Source organism: Sphingobacterium sp. B29 (genome assembly GCF_001952815.1).
GTDB lineage: Bacteria > Bacteroidota > Bacteroidia > Sphingobacteriales > Sphingobacteriaceae > Sphingobacterium > Sphingobacterium siyangense.
In genome coordinates, this window is sequence record NZ_CP019158.1 from 2,490,391 (window position 1) to 2,506,612 (window position 16,222).

Consider the following 16,222-nt stretch of genomic DNA (forward strand, 5'->3'; position numbering starts at 1 on the left):
GGCACTAATCTGAAGTTTTGCTGAAATAAGTTATAAATCTGTATTTAAAATTAGAAAGCCATTCTTCCGCTTCTTCATGAGTTGTATTTACTAGAAAAGGTCAATATTAGGTCAGTGTTGATTAATTCATAAGAAGATTGACCTCGCTATTCCAAATAGATTTGTGATAAAGAAATATTAAAATAATACGCTATGGCACAATTTAAATGGGAAGGAATTTATCCTGCAATGTTATCACCATTTGATGAAAATGGAAATTTGGATTTTGATATGTTTGGTAAAAACATTGAAGCACAATTGGATGGAGGTGTTCACGGTTTGATTATCGCTGGATCATTGGGTGAAGCAAGTGTTTTGAGTACGGAAGAAAAGTATGATTTATTGACATATGCGTTGAAGGTTGTCGCTGGGCGTGTACCGGTGTTGTTGAATATTGCAGAAAATACAACTGCTGCAGCGATCAAAGTGGCTCAAACGAGTGAAGAATTGGGCGCAGACGGTTTGATGTTATTGCCACCGATGCGCTATAGAGCTGATGATAGAGAAGCCGTCGCTTATTTTCGTGCTGTTGCACAAAGCACCAAATTGCCAATCTTAATCTATAACAACCCTGTTGACTATAGTACTTATGTATCGCTTGATATGTTTGAGGAACTCTTATTGGAACCAAATATTCAGGCAGTGAAAGAGTCTACACGAGATTTAACAAATATCACGCGTTTGAAAAATCGTTTTGGTGATCGATTAAAGATTATGGCTGGCGTAGATACGTTGGGGCTTGAGTCTTTGATGTTAGGGGCTGACGGTTTAGTTGCTGGACTGGTCGACGCATTTCCAAGAGAAACCGTGGCCATGTATGATCTTGTAAAGGCTGGCGAGTACAGCAAAGCAGTAGAAATATACCGTTGGTTTATGCCTTTATTGGAATTGGATATTCATCCTAAATTGGTCCAATATATTAAATTGGCAGCCACAGCCGAAGGAATTTCAACACCTTATACACGCGCTCCCAGATTGCCATTGATCGGCGAGGAAGAACAACGCGTTAAAAAAATTATTGCAGATTCAATCGCAACTAGACCACAATTATAGGAATGCTTCTGAACTTTCTGGACGAAGGTTCAGAAAATTTCCTTTTTAGGGCTGGGTAAAAATAGGCGAAAAGGACCTTCTTATATATTTAATGCCGCAAGGAATGAAGATATCGGGAAGGTTTTTATTGATTTTTGAAGATAGATACTTACAATAAAAACAAAAGGAATGGATAGAAACGAAAATGAGATTGATTACGTCGTAAAACAGGCGGAGGCTGGGTTTCAGTTTCTTCAAAAAACTGATGTAATTGACAGGGCGGAATTGATGTATGCCATTGCCGCTGAAATTGAGGCATTGGGAGACGTCCTGATTGAAACGGCCCATCTGGAAACGGCCCTTCCTTTGGGAAGACTGCAAGGTGAAAAAGCGAGAACGGTCAATCAGTGGCGTCGATATGCCGATGCTGTGCGAACTGGTTTATACAGTGAAGCACGCATTGATCGAGACCCAAATGGTCAATTTGATTTACGGAAGTATAATAAAGGGCTTGGTCCTGTTGTGGTTTTTGGCGCAAGTAATTTCCCTTTTGCTTTTTCAACAGCAGGCGGAGATACAGCCAGTGCCATTGGTGCGGGCTGTTCAGTTATCGTAAAAGCGCATCCCGCTCATCTTAAAACCTCGCAATTAATGGCTGACGCTATTGATCGGGCGATTTCAAAACAAGGAGCTCCAACTGGGGTTTTTAATCATGTGCTGTCGGATTCATTTGCTGCTGGACAACAATTGGTCCGCCACAGATTCGTAAAAGCAGTCGCATTTACAGGTTCTTTCCGTGGTGGGAAAGCTTTATTTGACCTGGGCCAGTCAAGACCTGATCCTATTCCTGTATTTGCCGAAATGGGGAGCGTAAATCCGGTTTTTCTTTTACCGGACTACCTAGCTAGCAATCTGGAACCTTTTGCTAAGCAGTATATTGCCTCATTGCTTTTAGGTGTTGGTCAATTTTGTACCAATCCAGGTGTTTTAGTAAGTATCGGCGGCGAACAGCTGGATCTACTTAAAGCGGCGTTGAAGAAGGAACTTCAAGCTGCGGCTACCGGCAAAATGCTGCACGCAGGAATATTGGAGAGCTATAACCGTTTAAAAGGGGAAATGGTACAATACGATGGTGTCAGTATATTGGAAGAAGGGCAGGATAATACAGGGCAAGATTTTGCGCAGGTCCTGCTTGCTGAGGCGGAAGCAAGCCAGGTTTTGGCTAATCCTAAGTTATTGGAAGAGGTTTTTGGACCTTTTGGGCTAATTATATCTTGTGCGGACCTCAATGAAATGAAAAATGTAATGGAGCAGCTCGAAGGACAGATAACCATCACTTTTGCGGCATCGGCGCAGGATATCCGCGAATGCCAGGCACTCTTTTCAATTGCACAGGACAAATGCGGAAGGCTTTTATTTCAGGGTATGCCAACAGGGGTTGAAGTACAGTATGCTATGCAGCATGGCGGACCTTATCCGGCAACCACAGATGCGCGTTTCACTTCTGTAGGGCCCGACGCAGTAAAGCGTTTTATTCGCCCCATTAGTTTTCAAAATTGGCCAAATGAATTTTTGCCTAAAGAACTGCAGGACGGAAACCCACTACAAATTGACCGTTTGGTCAACCAGCAATGGACTAAAGCATGATAGAAACAAATGACCATATAAACAAGTGATCAGAAATGAAGAAGACTTTTTTTTGTATTGATTCGCATACCTGTGGATGTCCCGTGCGATTGGTGGCAGGAGGAGCCCCATTATTACAGGGGAATTCCATGATGGAACGCAGGTTGCATTTTATACGTGAGTACGATTGGATCCGTATGGGATTGATGTTTGAACCAAGAGGGCATGACATGATGAGCGGCAGTATGCTTTATCCGCCCTTTGATCCGCAAAATGATATTGGTGTCCTTTACATTGAAACCAGCGGCTGCCTGCCGATGTGTGGACATGGAACGATCGGTACGGTGACGATTGCCATTGAGGAGGGGCTCGTTCAACCTAAAGTTCCCGGAAAATTAAGGTTGGAAACTCCGGCTGGACTTGTACATATCGATTATGTTCAAGAGGGACCTAAGGTGAAAAGCGTAAAGCTTACCAACGTCAAGTCATTTTTATATGCTGAAGCCTTAACGGTCGATTGCCCGGATCTAGGCAACATCAGCGTTGACGTTGCCTACGGTGGAAACTTTTACGGCATTATTGACCCGCAGACTAATTTTCAAGATATCAGTTCCTATTCAGCCAGCCAGCTCATTCATTATGGAAAAATAATCCGGCAGCTGCTGAACGAAAAATATTCTTTTGTTCATCCCGAAGATGCTAATATACATGGATTGACTCACATCCAATGGACAGGGGATCCTAAACTCCCCAACTCGTCGGGACGCAATGCGGTACTGGTTGGCGACAATGCATTGGATCGTTCACCATGCGGTACAGGAACTTCGGCCCGTATGGCGCAATGGTATGCTAAAGGGAAACTCAAGAAAGGGATGGAGTTTGTACATGAAAGTTACATCGGTTCACAATTTATCGGTAAAATTGAAGCTGAAACAACCGTCGATGGTAAACCGGCCATTGTCCCATCCATCGAAGGCTGGGCACGGATAACAGGTTATAATACCATTTTTTTGGATGATGAGGATCCTTATTTTGGCGGTTTTCAGGTGATTTAATAGTTCAGGTGATTTAAAAAATTAATAAGAGAAGAGCAACGTGAAAGAAAATAATAGAGGTACGGTTGTCGTCGTTGGTGCAGGAATTGCAGGACTTGCCTCCGCCTATTACCTTGTAAGAGACGGATGGGATGTGAAAATCCTCGAAAAAAATACCTTGGACAATAACTGTTCTTATGGCAATGCCGGCATGATTGTCCCCAGTCATTTTACGCCCTTGGCTGCCCCCGGTATTGTAGCGCAGGGGATAAAGTGGATGTTCAATAGTAAAAGCCCTTTTTATGTACGGCCTTCGCTCAATCCACGAATGATCAATTGGGGATTGAAGTTTTTAAAACATGCTAATCGCTCACACGTAGAACAGCATGCGACTGCAATACGTGATTTGAATCTCTACAGCAGCAGATTATATGATGAATTGGCGCAGGAAGAAGGGTTTGATTTTGAACTGAAGCAGAACGGGATCCTGATGATGTATAAATCCAAGGAAATGAAGCATGAAGAAATTGAATTGGCTCATCGTGCTCAGGATCTTGGACTTGATGTCGATATTCTGGAGGGAAATGCCGTTCAAGAGCTGGAACCTAATCTGAAGCTGGATGTTTTAGGTGCTATACTTTATCGCTGTGACGGAAAATTATATCCACCAAAGTTAATGCGGCAATTGATTCAATATTTGAAAGCTGCAGGGGTCGCTTTTTTCGAAGAAACTGAGGTCAGTAAATTTATAACAGCCGGAAATAAGGTGAAAGAGGCGGTCAGCAACAAAGGAAGTTTTCAGGCGGATGCTTTTGTCTTGACTGGTGGCGCTTATTTGCCGCAGCTCACATCAAAGTTGCACGTAAATACGCCGCTTATGCCAGGAAAAGGGTATTCTTTTATGTATCAGCCCGAGAAAGAGAACACATTGAATCATGCGGCATTATTACTGGAGGCTCGTGTTGCTGTAACACCCATGAACGGCCAGATCAGATTCAGTGGAACGATGGAATTGGGACCAGCAAATGACAAAATTTATGAAAATCGTGTCCGCGGAATTGTAGAATCCATCCCAAAATATTATCCGGAATTGAAGGTTGATTATCCGAGCGAAAAAATATGGTATGGTTACAGACCCTGCTCGCCTGATGGATTGCCCTATCTGGGAAGATTGAAAAAATTTGAAAATGTCCTAGTTGCCGGTGGGGGTGGTATGATGGGCTTGAGCTTGGGCCCTGCCTATGGGAAAGTTGTTGCAGATTTATTGGCAGGACAGAAAATAGAGTCTGAAATCACTGGTTTTAGGCCTGATCGTTTCGACTGATAAAATTATGATATAAACCAACACCCGAATTATGAATCGTTCTTTTTCTTTTAAAGCCCCCAAAACATTGTTTTATGGACTACTCTTTCTATTCCCCGTTTCCATGTATGCACAAAAGATGAAATTATACGACCATACAACCCCTATAGAGCCTTATATTGTACAATATGGGCATGATGTTGAGGCGATCAACTATTTTTATGGCCCTATGCCCAAAGGCTGGGGTAATCAGCAGGCTGCCGCTTCGCCCGAACAAGTAGCACGTCTCCAGCGTTTGGATAACGAATATTTGAATAAGCTGGACAAGTTCCCCTATGAAGAACTCGAAACATCGGGGCAGGTCGATTTTATCTTATTGAAGCGCAAATTAAAAAGTGATCTCCTTTCATTGAAAGAAGATGAGTCGAATTACAACCGCTTATCCGTGTATTTACCTTTCGCACAGCGAATTTTTGCACTTGAAAAGGAACGCCGTAGGGGGAAGCGTCTGGCAGGAGAAGATGTTGCGAAAGAGCTGACGCTTGTTGCCGGTGAAATCGATCGGTCAATAGCTGCTCTACAGGAAAAGACCAATATTCCTTATTCAGATGTTAACTTTCTGGTTGCCTTATTAAATTCACTGGACTTAAGGATCACCAGCACCTTCGATTTTTATAATGGATACGACCCTGAATTTACATGGTGGGTACCCACCATATTTCAGCAAGTGAAAAGCAAGCTCTCGGATTATAAGGACAAATTGGCTGCAAAAAGTGATTGGAAAGTGTTTGATGACGGTAGTCAGATTGCTGGTTGGCCTATTGGGGAAAAAGAGATAAACCGAAGACTCAAAGCAGAAATGATCAGTTATACCGCTGCCGATCTTTTAAAATTGGCTGATCAAGAGTTTAAATGGTGTGAGGCCGAGTTATTGAAAGCGAGCCGTGAAATGGGGTTCGGCGATGATTGGCGGGCTGCACAGGAAAAGGTTAAAAACTCCTACGTACCCATTGGACAACAGCCGGAGCTCATCATGAGATTGTATAACGATGCGCAGCAATTTATTGAACAAAATAAACTCATGAATATTCCTGAGCTGGCAGACGAGACTTGGGGTATGATCATGATGACACCTGAACGGCAGCGGGTCAACCCTTTTTTTACAGGCGGACGGGAAATTAGCATATCCTATCCGACAAACACGATGGATCAGCAGGCGAAATTGATGAGTATGCGTGGCAATAATCCTTATTTCTCCCGTGGGACAGTCCAGCATGAATTGATTCCTGGTCATCATCTGCAATATTTTATGAATAGGCGTTACAAGCCTTACCGCGAAGAGGCATTTAATACGCCATTTTGGACGGAAGGATGGACATTGTACTGGGAACTGCTGTTGTATAGCAAGGGATTTGCAAAAACTCCAGAGGAGCGGATCGGGATGTTATTTTGGCGCATGCACCGCTGTGCAAGAATAACCTTTAGTATTAAATTTCATTTAGGGGAGTGGACGCCGCAGCAATGCATAGATTACCTGGTAAACCGCGTGGGATTTGAGTCGGCTAATGCGCATGGTGAAGTAAAGAGATCGTTTGAAGGTTCCTATGATCCTTTATATCAGTTGGCCTATCTCGTAGGCGGCTTGCAATTGATGCGGATCAAAGAGGAGGTCGTAGATCAAGGGAAAATGTCATTTGCGGAATTCCATGACCGTGTGATCAAAGAAAATTATCTGCCGATGGAAATGTTGAGAGCGATTATCAAGGGCGAGAAGTTAAAGCCCGATTACGAGACAAATTGGAAGTTTTATCATTTTAATAACTAGGTGTTTATGAGTGAGTCGAAACAAGCTTTTCAAAAGTCCCTCGGGTTGCTGGATGCCACTATGCTGGTGGTTGGAAGTATGATCGGTTCTGGGATTTTTATTGTATCTGCGGATATCGCTCGTAACACGGGGTCTGCGGGTTGGATGATGGTGGTATGGCTGATATGTGGTTTTATGACATTGACTGCAGCGTTGAGCTATGGTGAATTGAGTGCGATGTTTCCAAAGGCAGGAGGGCAATACATCTACCTTCGGGAGGCTTATGGGCCTGTGTTGAGTTTTGTATTTGGCTGGACATTTTTTGCCGTTATACAAACTGCGACAATAGCGGCTGTGGGGGTTGCTTTTGCGAAATTTACAGCCTATCTCTTCCCTTTTATGGATGAAGATGTTTACCTGCTAGAATGGTCAGATTATCGGGTATCGGCAGCGCAGCTGCTGGCAATTGCCGTCATTATTGTATTAACCTATATTAATTCAAGAGGCGTAAATAGCGGAAAGCGTGTACAGACATCCATCACATTGATCAAGATCGGGAGTCTGTTGCTCTTGTTGCTCTTTGGCTTCCTGGCTTTGAAACATGAAGTTTGGACTTGGAACTGGGACAATATATCACTTTGGTCAATGCGCCGTTTAAATACGGATGGAACGTACGCATCTTATGATGGATTTTCAGCAATGGGCGCTTTTTCTGCGGCTATGGTCGGTGCGCTCTTCAGCAGCGATTCCTGGCACTCATCTTCCGCAGTAGCCGGCGAAATTAAAAATCCACAACGTAATATCGGTTTGAGTCTTGCATTAGGGACTTTACTGGTTACCGTAATCTATCTTCTGACTAATTTGATGTACACCGGCATATTGCCTTTGGAAGCTATGGTCAATGCACCAAAAGATCGTGTAGCCATGAGTGTCGCTCAAGAAGTTTTTGGCCCATTTGGGATAACTATTATAGCTATTATGATCATGATCAGCACCTTTGGCTGTAATAATGGGATCATCCTGGCAGGAGCGAGGGTGTATTATTCGATGGCCAAAGATGGTTTGTTTTTTAAAAGGGCAGGTAAGCTCAATGCGCATGCGGTACCTGCCTGGGCACTCTGGATACAATGTGTCGCTGCGTCAATATGGTGTTTAAGCGGAAAATATGGTGATTTATTGGACATGATTACCTGTGTGGTCGTTATATTTTATGTACTCGCGATTGCGGGTATTATTCGTCTCCGTATCACACGTCCAGATTTGAACAGACCCTATAAAGCATTTGGCTATCCTTTTCTTCCCATTCTCTATATTCTGATGGGACTTGCCTTTATTGGGTTGATGGTGATTTTCAAACCCAATTATACCTGGCCGGGCATTATCATTGCACTATTGGGTATCCCTATCTATTATTTAATCAATCCTAAGCGAAGAAAGCATGAAGTTTCTTAGTACAGCGGTTTTGTTGTTGTCGGCACAGTTTCTGTTTGGTCAGGGAACTTTGGCAGATTATACACGTGCACAAAACTTAAAAAAACAATTGACCAACAAAATTGAAAATCTGCCCGGCCAGTTTTATTGGAATGATAAGGGAGATCTCTTTTGGTATGATCGAAATACGTTGCAGGGAAAAGAGTATATTTTGGTCAATCCCAAGGCAAAAACAAAAGAACAGCTGTTCGATCTGACGAAAGTATTTTCGTTAGTGGATGAAAAACTGGGGCGGAAAATCGAAAATCGTGTTATTTCCAATGATCAGATAAAATTGCTGGACCAGGATCAAGTGTCGCTCGATATCGCGGGCTACCTGTGGATCTGGAACCGCCGTTCCTCGCAATTAAGCCAGGGCGCTGCAAGTGGAAATAAAGAACGAAATATGCGATATTGGGGGCAGCGTGAGCAGGGAAATGCCTATCGGGAAGTCGAATCTCCAGATAAAAAATATGTGGCATTTATCCGCAATAATAATGTATTCCTGGCAAAAAAGGGAAATACAAACGAGGCGCGACAAATTACCTTGGATGGCAACACGGCAAATTATTATAGCAATGATATTCAATGGGCACCAGATAGTCGTAAGCTGGCTACAGTAAAAACTCAAAAAATAGAGATCAGGCAACTGACGCTTATTGAATCTTCTCCCAAAGATCAGCTGCAGCCTAAAATTCAGACACGCGATTACGTGAAGCCCGGAGATGAGCTTGCGCAAAAACTACCCATTTTATATGATCTTGAAAAAGACCGACTGTCGGTGTTTGATGCTGCGCTCATACCAAATCAATTTTACCTTTCGGATCTTTCCTGGCGCGATGACAGCAGAGCATTTACCTTCGAGTATAACAAACGGGGGCATCAAGTCTATGGCGTTATGCAGATGGATGCAAATAGCGGTACCTCGAGTTTTCTGATTCAGGAGCAGAATAAGACCTTTATTGATTATAGCGGTAAGAAATACCGGGAGGATCTGGCCGATGGAAAGGAGATTGTATGGGCCTCTGAGCGTGATGGATGGAACCACCTGTATCTCTATGATGGAATTACTGGTAAAGTAAAGAACCAGATAACGAAAGGAAACTGGGTTGTTCGGAAAGTTGTGCATGTTGATGCTGAAAAACGAACGGTTATTTTCGAAGGCAGCGGAGTGAATGCTGCAGAAGATCCCTATTTGGTCCACTATTACGCTATCGGTTTAGACGGAAAGGGCTTAAAACTGCTGACCGAAGAAAATGCAAATCATCAAGCTTTTTTCAATAAAGACTATTCGCAGTTTGTGGATACGTATTCCCGGGTCGATCAGCCGCCAATTTCAGTATTGCGCGACAAAAATGGCGGTATTATCATGGAGTTGGAGAAAACAAACAGTAGTCTGCTCGAAACTACAGGGTGGCGTGCACCGGAGGTTTTTAAAGCCAAGGGACGTGATGGCGCAACGGATATCTGGGGGATTATTATTCGGCCGACGAATTTTGATCCCGCTAAAAGCTACCCTGTCATCGAATACATTTATGCGGGACCGCATAGTTCTTTCGTACCAAAATCATTTTACAGCAACCCGAGCGGGATGTATGAACTCGCTGAATTGGGCTTTATTGTGGTGCAGATCGACGGGATGGGGACCTCAAATCGTTCGAAGGCTTTCCATGATGTCTGTTGGAAAAACCTGAAAGATGCGGGCTTTCCGGATCGAATTGCCTGGATGCAGGCCGCGTCAAAACACTATAAATACATGGATACCGGCAGGGTAGGGATCTATGGCACATCTGCTGGGGGGCAAAGTTCAACCGGAGCGCTGTTATTCCATCCCGAGTTTTATAAAGTTGGCGTTTCCTCCTGTGGTTGTCACGATAACCGAATGGATAAAATATGGTGGAACGAGCAATGGATGGGCTGGCCTGTCGGTCCTGAATATGCGGCTAGCTCCAATATTGAAAATGCCGCTAAGCTGGAAGGAAATCTTTTGCTGATTGTTGGAGAACTTGATGACAATGTGGATCCTTCATCCACTTTCCAATTGGTTGATGCTTTGATCAAAGCGCGTAAGAATCATGATTTTATCATGGTTCCTGGAATGGGGCATTCTTCCGGGGGAGATTATGGTGAACGAAAAAGAAGGGACTATTTTGTAAAACATCTTCTTGGCGTAGATCCGCCTGCCTGGAATCAGTATTGATCTTTTATCGGAACAATGATCCGCTAATGTAGGCCTATTACCTGTTTTTCCTGAAAGTGTCTGATCGTATTGGTCAGAAAGAACTTTCTGCTTCTACTGCTGTTAGTGTCTGCGAAGCCATAGAGGTTTTATTCCAAATGGGGAATATATATGAAACGATAAGAACGGTTCAAAAATACAGCGCCCCGGAAAGTAAATTGCTTTCTGGGGCGCTGTGTTTATTTCATGTTGGTAACATTGAAGCTGTTTTTATTCGACCAATACGCCGACATAATAGTTAAACGTATCAATATCGATATTCTCTTTCGTTAAACCGGCTACTTTAATCGGTCTGAAACGTTGGTCCAACTGGATAAGTTCTCTTTTTTGACCTTTTACGCCAATATGTATGGGCATATGGAAGCCTTTGACTTCGCTGATCCAGCGGCCTAATATTCTGCCTGAAGGATCTTGTTTGATTTCTAGTGTAGGAATGGCAGCATGTTTTACATACTGTTCAAACACTTTCAACAGGTCTAGACCGGACTGCTGGCTTACGTAGTTGACAACATCAGTATAATCGACTTGTTGATGATAAAACTTGCTGTTTAATCCCCGGAGAATATTCCGCCACTTTTCATCATTGTCGATCATCGTACGGATCATGTTAAGCATAACACCGCCCTTGGGATACATATCCCCAGATCCTTCTTTATTTACGTGGTAGGGGCCCTGGATGGGGCTATCATTTTGGATCCCGCTCCGGATACCATGGGCGTAAGCCTGGCTGGCTTCCTTACCATAGAAATAGTCGATAAATAAGCCTTCGGAATAATTAGTGAAGCTTTCGTGAATCCACATATCGGCCAGATCAGCTGAAGTAATATTGTTGCCAAACCATTCGTGACCAGATTCGTGGACCACAATAAAATCCCATTTATGTCCCCAGCCGGTTCCAGACGCATCCCCGCCGCGATAGCCATTCTGGTAATGGTTACCGTAGGCGATGGCACTCTGGTGTTCCATGCCGGTATGGTAGGTTTCAACAAGCTTATAGCCATCTTCATAGAATGGATATGGACCAAACCAATGTTCAAAGGCTTCTAAGGTCTGTTTGGCGTTTTTTTGAAGATGGGCTTTTTTTTCTGCCGTATCGTTTTCGCGCAAAATATAGTAGTCTATATCCAATGGCCCTTTTTCACCTTTGTATTTTTCCTTGAAATGAACGTAGTCGCCGATGTTGATGGCGACATTGTAGTTGTTGATCGGATTGGCAACTTTCCAGTGATATTTGGTGTAACCATCCTTCATCTTTTCTACCTTGACCAAACGTCCATTGGATACATTCATCACCTCTTTTGGGACAGCGATCGAAATCAGCATACTATCCACTTCATCGGATTGATGGTCTTTGTTTGGCCACCAGACACTCGCACCCATACCCTGGCAGGCCGTGGCCACCCATGGCTTTCCATTGCTATCTTTTTTCCAGTCAAAGCCGCCGTCCCAGGGAGCTTTGACCGCTTCTGTAGGATGGCCTTCGTAATATACCGTAAACTCTTCCTGTATTCCTTTCTTGATAGTTGCAGGAAATTCGACAAAGACAGCATTGTGTTCTCTGGTAAAGGAAAGTTCTTTCCCCTTATATACGACTTTGTCTACGTTGAGATTTGCAAAAAGATCAAATTGCAGGCGATTAAAATCAGTTGTGGCCTTGAAACGGAAAAGGTTTGAACCCGAAATAAACTTATTGTCTATATCTACCTTAACATCCAAATGATAGTATTGGATATCGTAGCAGGTTCGCAGCGGCGACAGGTATCCGCGCAGTGAATCCGCTCTTGTGAATTCATTTTTTTCTTTCATCAGCTGGGCCGCCGATTGCTGTATGCCTGCGGTCAGCAGACCACAGGTTCCCAATGCATATAATAATATTCTTTTCATCTGTAAATGATAACTATTCGGTCTATCTTCCACCCGGAGGGCAATGTAATTTTAGATAGTTTGTAAATAATGTTTTTAAATGCTCATGCGTACCTTGTCCCTCGCTGATCGAATGGCTGCGGTTGGGGTAAGACATCAACTGGAACTGCACATTATTTTTGATCAGTTCATTGATCAGGACTTCTGCATTTTGATAATGCACATTGTCGTCTCCGGTTCCATGGATATAGAGTAAATTACCTTTGATGTTTTTTGCATATTTCAGCGGAGAGCCGTTTTCAAAGTCTGCAAGATTTTCTTGGGGGAGGCCCATGTAGCGTTCCTGGTATACGTTGTCGTAAAGTAACTGATTTGCTACAGCTGCAATAGCAATACCCGTTTTATAGATTTGAGGATATTGTCCCAGTAGGTTAAGCGTGCTTGATCCGCCACCGCTCCAGCCCCAGACGGCCACACGTGAACTGTCGACAAAAGGCCATTTCAGGATTTCTTGTGTTGCCGAAGCCTGGTCGCGAATATTGAGCTGCCCGATATTGCGGTAGATGCTTTTTCGCCACAAGCTGCCTTTAGGAGCAGGAGTTCCGCGATTATCCAAAGAAATATAAATGTAGCCATCCTGCGCCATATTTCCTTTATATAAACTGTTATAACCTGCACCAAAATTGTCTAATACAGTTTGTGATGCTGGTTCGCCGTAGACCATAAAGACGACAGGATACTTTTTATTGGGGTCGAAATCAAGTGGTTTTACCATCCAGCCGTCTAACTCAATACAGTCGGTTGTTTTAACTTTAAAAAACTCGGCAATACCATCGCTGACTTTTTTTTCACGTTTAAAATCAAAGTCTACGAGTACTTTGTGTGTTGGTAACTCAATAACGGCATTGTGTTTTAAGGTTGCCCGGTTGCTAAAGCTGAAGATGGCAATTTTACCGTCTTTTGAAATATCATAATCGCAGGTGCCTTCGTATGAGGCCGGGGTCAGTCTTTTTGGAATTCCGCCTTTCGTTGATACACTATACAGATACTTCTGCGTTGCATTGCTTGGAGAGGCGGTAAAATAAATCGTTTCATTTTTCGGATCGAAAAAGTCAAGATTGATCATATCATAGTCCGCTTTCATAACCAGCTTCTCGTTGCCCGATAAATCAATCTGATAGATTTTGCGCCATCCGTCCTTTTCCGAGACCCAGATGAAGGCCTTGCCACCTTGAACCCAGTCCCATCCCGAAGGATCGTTGTTGTTCCATCGTGCTTTGATATCAATCCACGAGTCGCTTTGCTCCTGATGTATGTTTTGCGCTTTATTATCGGAGAGAGCGACGGTATAGATTTTGCTCTCATTCTGTTTTCTGTTGAGTTGCTCTAAGATAACCTGCTTGCTATCAAGACACCATTCCATGCGAGGGATATAGTGCTGGTTGGGATCTCCCGGGATATTCAGCATGGTATTTTTTCCAGTGGCGATTTCATAGGTCCATATCGAACAGGCACTCGGCGATTGTCCAACTTTAGGATACTCTACAGGAATGGTATAGGAGTAGAGACTATCTGTATTGTTGATCATCAGAAAATTACGGATGTTGCGGGCATCAAGCTTCCAATAAGCAATGGAAGTACCGTCCGGCGACCAGCGGAAACCATCTTTACAGCCAAATTCTTCCTCGTAAACCCAATCGAAAGTACCATTGATTAAACGGTCTGTTCCATCTTTGGTAACGGAAACGATGCTGCCACTGGTGAGATCTTCCACGTAAACATTATGGTCGGCTTTATTGACGTAGGCGACCTTATCTGCTTGCGGGTTAAACTTCGCAAACATCAGTTGTGATGCCGGGAATTTTTGGCCTAGTTGCTGCAGCTGATTGGTCTTTTTGTTGTAAACCCAATAATCGCCTCTTGTATTCTCGCGCCATACTCTTTTGCTATTGGTATAGATCAAAATAAGCTCCTTGTTTTTGGAAATGGAAAAATTTTCGACTTTCAAGGCTGCTTTTGCGCCTTTCGGAATAAGCGATTGCTGTGAAAGGAAGATGGAGCGCACCCCATTTTTGGGGTTGACCATTTCTATTCCCTTGTCGGAAAATTCATAATATTGATCACCATGATCTGTCCAGAGTCGCTGCGCAAAAAGGGAAGCTGGAACCTGAAAAATCAGTATTAGAATAATAAAGATCGACTGTTTAATGCTGTTCATTTGTTTATCTGTTTGAGTTACCCCAAAAGAATTTAAGTTTACTTTTTGGGTTTATCATTATGTGAGTTGTTCGTTAATTAATCAATTGGATTGTCTTTGAGTTGATAGATCTCCTGAATCTCGCGTTCAAGGTATTTTCCTAAACGACGGTATCCATCTGTTTCAATAAGATAATTATCTTCAATACGAACCCCGCCGAAATCGAGATGTTTTTTTAAGAAATCATAATTGATAAAGTCCCTGTGTAAATTTTGCTGTTCCCAAAGCTGCGTTAATTCAGGAATAATATAGATGCCGGGTTCAACGGTTAGCACGTTGCCAGCCTCCAATTTCTTACCTAGCCGCAGCGATTTGATTCCAAAAGTCTCGGTATCTTTTGGCTCAGCTTCAGTATAGCCAACATATTGTTCACCAAGATCCTCCATATCATGCACATCAAGACCGAGCATATGGCCTAGTCCACATTGAAAGAAAAGCGCATGCGCGTGATTCATGACCGCATCCTGTGCGTTGCCTTTCATGAAGCCGGTTTGTATAAGTCCGTCTACAAGCGCTTCACAGGCTTTTAAATGTATTTCTTTAAAACGTATTCCGGATGTCAGCAGCTGCTCTGCAGATTTAAACGCATGTAAGACAATCTGGTAAATTTCCTCCTGTAAAGCCGTAAAACGTTTTCCTACGGGAAAGGTTCTGGTCAGGTCCGAAGCATAGCCCATGGCCGTTTCTACGCCCGAATCATTGAGCAGGAGATCACCTTCATAAAGCTGGTGAAATTGCATATGATTGTGCAGAATTTCACCCCGTTTTGTGACTATCGGAGGATAGGAGAAGGACGTTCCCTGATCTTGCGCAAAATGTTGCATGGCATTGCTGATCTGATATTCGTAACGATCAGGTTTTGTCATTCGCATAGCAATGCGGTGCATATCAACAGCAATATCTACGGCTTTTTCTAATTCGATAATTTCTTCTGCCGTTTTGATACTTCTCTGGGCAACGACAGCTTTAATCAAAGCCACAGAGGGCTGGAGCTGATTTGCAGGACGGCCGGTTAGCTGCTCAAGTAATAACTTATTATGCGACTGATAAGGAGGAAGGTAGTGAACATCTTCCTGTTTTCCTTTGTTAAGATAGTCGAAGAGTTGATTGAAAGGTAGGATTTTGCTGATACCCGAAAGGTCAGCCTTTTCAGCTAAAGTCTGCTGTTGACCCATCCACACAATATCGTCAATGGTCATTTCATCACCAAATAGTATGGTCTCGTTTTTTTCAGTGTCCAATACAGCCGCCAAACGTGGGCTTTTGATACCGATATAATATAAAAAGCTACTGTCTTGACGGAAGGGATAGGTATTGTGCTCAAAATTGATCGGATTTTCAATGCTGCCTAGCAAAAGAATTTTGCCAGTTGTGATCTTTGATAACAGATTATTTCGGCGATTAAGATATATTTCTTTTTTGAACATAAGTTTTGGGAATTATTTGAAGTTGGATTGTCTACTTAGGTGCCTATTGTCTGATACGAATATCGTAAAATTTATGTGCTTCAAAATGATTTATTTAAAAGGTCTCTCTTTAATGTGTAGTGTTTGTT

At 43.1% G+C, this 16,222-nt stretch carries 10 protein-coding genes; 7 read left to right on the forward strand and 3 right to left on the reverse strand.

The window, feature by feature from the left end; translation table 11 throughout:
* Window positions 1-192 precede the first annotated feature (192 nt).
* The 7 genes from BV902_RS10355 (at window position 193) to BV902_RS10385 (ending at window position 10,508) form a co-directional block, all read left to right on the forward strand.
* A complete protein-coding gene (locus BV902_RS10355) occupies window positions 193-1,092 on the forward strand; it encodes a dihydrodipicolinate synthase family protein (RefSeq protein WP_075991855.1) in 900 nt (299 codons plus the stop codon).
* 168 nt (window positions 1,093-1,260) lie between these two features.
* Entirely contained in the window at window positions 1,261-2,718 is a 1,458-nt protein-coding gene (locus BV902_RS10360; protein WP_075991856.1) for an aldehyde dehydrogenase (NADP(+)), read from the forward strand.
* A gap of 35 nt (window positions 2,719-2,753) precedes the next feature.
* On the forward strand, window positions 2,754-3,752 hold the full coding sequence (locus BV902_RS10365; protein WP_075991857.1) for a 4-hydroxyproline epimerase: 999 nt from the start codon (window positions 2,754-2,756) through the stop codon (window positions 3,750-3,752).
* Window positions 3,753-3,792: 40 nt separating this feature from the next.
* Window positions 3,793-5,055: an NAD(P)/FAD-dependent oxidoreductase gene (locus BV902_RS10370; protein WP_075991858.1), complete on the forward strand. Its 1,263-nt coding sequence runs from the start codon at window positions 3,793-3,795 to the stop codon at window positions 5,053-5,055.
* Window positions 5,056-5,086: 31 nt separating this feature from the next.
* Window positions 5,087-6,859 (forward strand): DUF885 family protein, encoded by a 1,773-nt coding sequence (locus BV902_RS10375; RefSeq protein ID WP_216640452.1) that lies wholly within the window; start codon window positions 5,087-5,089, stop codon window positions 6,857-6,859.
* Between the two features lie 6 nt (window positions 6,860-6,865).
* The gene (locus BV902_RS10380) at window positions 6,866-8,290 is read left to right on the forward strand and encodes an APC family permease (RefSeq protein ID WP_075991859.1); all 1,425 of its coding nucleotides are present in this window, start codon (window positions 6,866-6,868) and stop codon (window positions 8,288-8,290) included.
* Window positions 8,277-10,508 (forward strand): S9 family peptidase, encoded by a 2,232-nt coding sequence (locus BV902_RS10385; RefSeq protein WP_075991860.1) that lies wholly within the window; start codon window positions 8,277-8,279, stop codon window positions 10,506-10,508. Before BV902_RS10380 ends, BV902_RS10385 begins: the two co-directional genes overlap by 14 nt.
* A gap of 249 nt (window positions 10,509-10,757) precedes the next feature.
* Here BV902_RS10385 and BV902_RS10390 read toward each other — a convergent pair whose 3' ends face one another.
* From BV902_RS10390 to BV902_RS10400, 3 genes are all read right to left on the reverse strand, one after another.
* Complete coding sequence (locus BV902_RS10390) at window positions 10,758-12,431, reverse strand: M1 family metallopeptidase (RefSeq protein ID WP_075991861.1); 1,674 nt, start codon at window positions 12,429-12,431, stop codon at window positions 10,758-10,760.
* 22 nt (window positions 12,432-12,453) lie between these two features.
* Entirely contained in the window at window positions 12,454-14,628 is a 2,175-nt protein-coding gene (locus BV902_RS10395) for a S9 family peptidase (RefSeq protein WP_075991862.1), read from the reverse strand.
* Between the two features lie 77 nt (window positions 14,629-14,705).
* Window positions 14,706-16,094: an aminopeptidase P family protein gene (locus BV902_RS10400; RefSeq protein WP_075991863.1), complete on the reverse strand. Its 1,389-nt coding sequence runs from the start codon at window positions 16,092-16,094 to the stop codon at window positions 14,706-14,708.
* Window positions 16,095-16,222: the final 128 nt, after the last annotated feature.

What these genes read in the sequence shown, in the direction of transcription:
- BV902_RS10355 (WP_075991855.1), top strand. Translation starts at nt 193, where the DNA reads ATGGCACAATTTAAATGGGAAGGAATTTATCCTGCAATGTTATCACCA.
- BV902_RS10360 (WP_075991856.1), top strand. Translation starts at nt 1,261, where the DNA reads ATGGATAGAAACGAAAATGAGATTGATTACGTCGTAAAACAGGCGGAG.
- BV902_RS10365 (WP_075991857.1), top strand. Translation starts at nt 2,754, where the DNA reads ATGAAGAAGACTTTTTTTTGTATTGATTCGCATACCTGTGGATGTCCC.
- BV902_RS10375 (WP_216640452.1), top strand. Translation starts at nt 5,087, where the DNA reads ATGAATCGTTCTTTTTCTTTTAAAGCCCCCAAAACATTGTTTTATGGA.
- BV902_RS10380 (WP_075991859.1), top strand. Translation starts at nt 6,866, where the DNA reads ATGAGTGAGTCGAAACAAGCTTTTCAAAAGTCCCTCGGGTTGCTGGAT.
- BV902_RS10385 (WP_075991860.1), top strand. Translation starts at nt 8,277, where the DNA reads ATGAAGTTTCTTAGTACAGCGGTTTTGTTGTTGTCGGCACAGTTTCTG.
- BV902_RS10390 (WP_075991861.1), bottom strand. Translation starts at nt 12,431, where the DNA reads ATGAAAAGAATATTATTATATGCATTGGGAACCTGTGGTCTGCTGACC.
- BV902_RS10395 (WP_075991862.1), bottom strand. Translation starts at nt 14,628, where the DNA reads ATGAACAGCATTAAACAGTCGATCTTTATTATTCTAATACTGATTTTT.
- BV902_RS10400 (WP_075991863.1), bottom strand. Translation starts at nt 16,094, where the DNA reads ATGTTCAAAAAAGAAATATATCTTAATCGCCGAAATAATCTGTTATCA.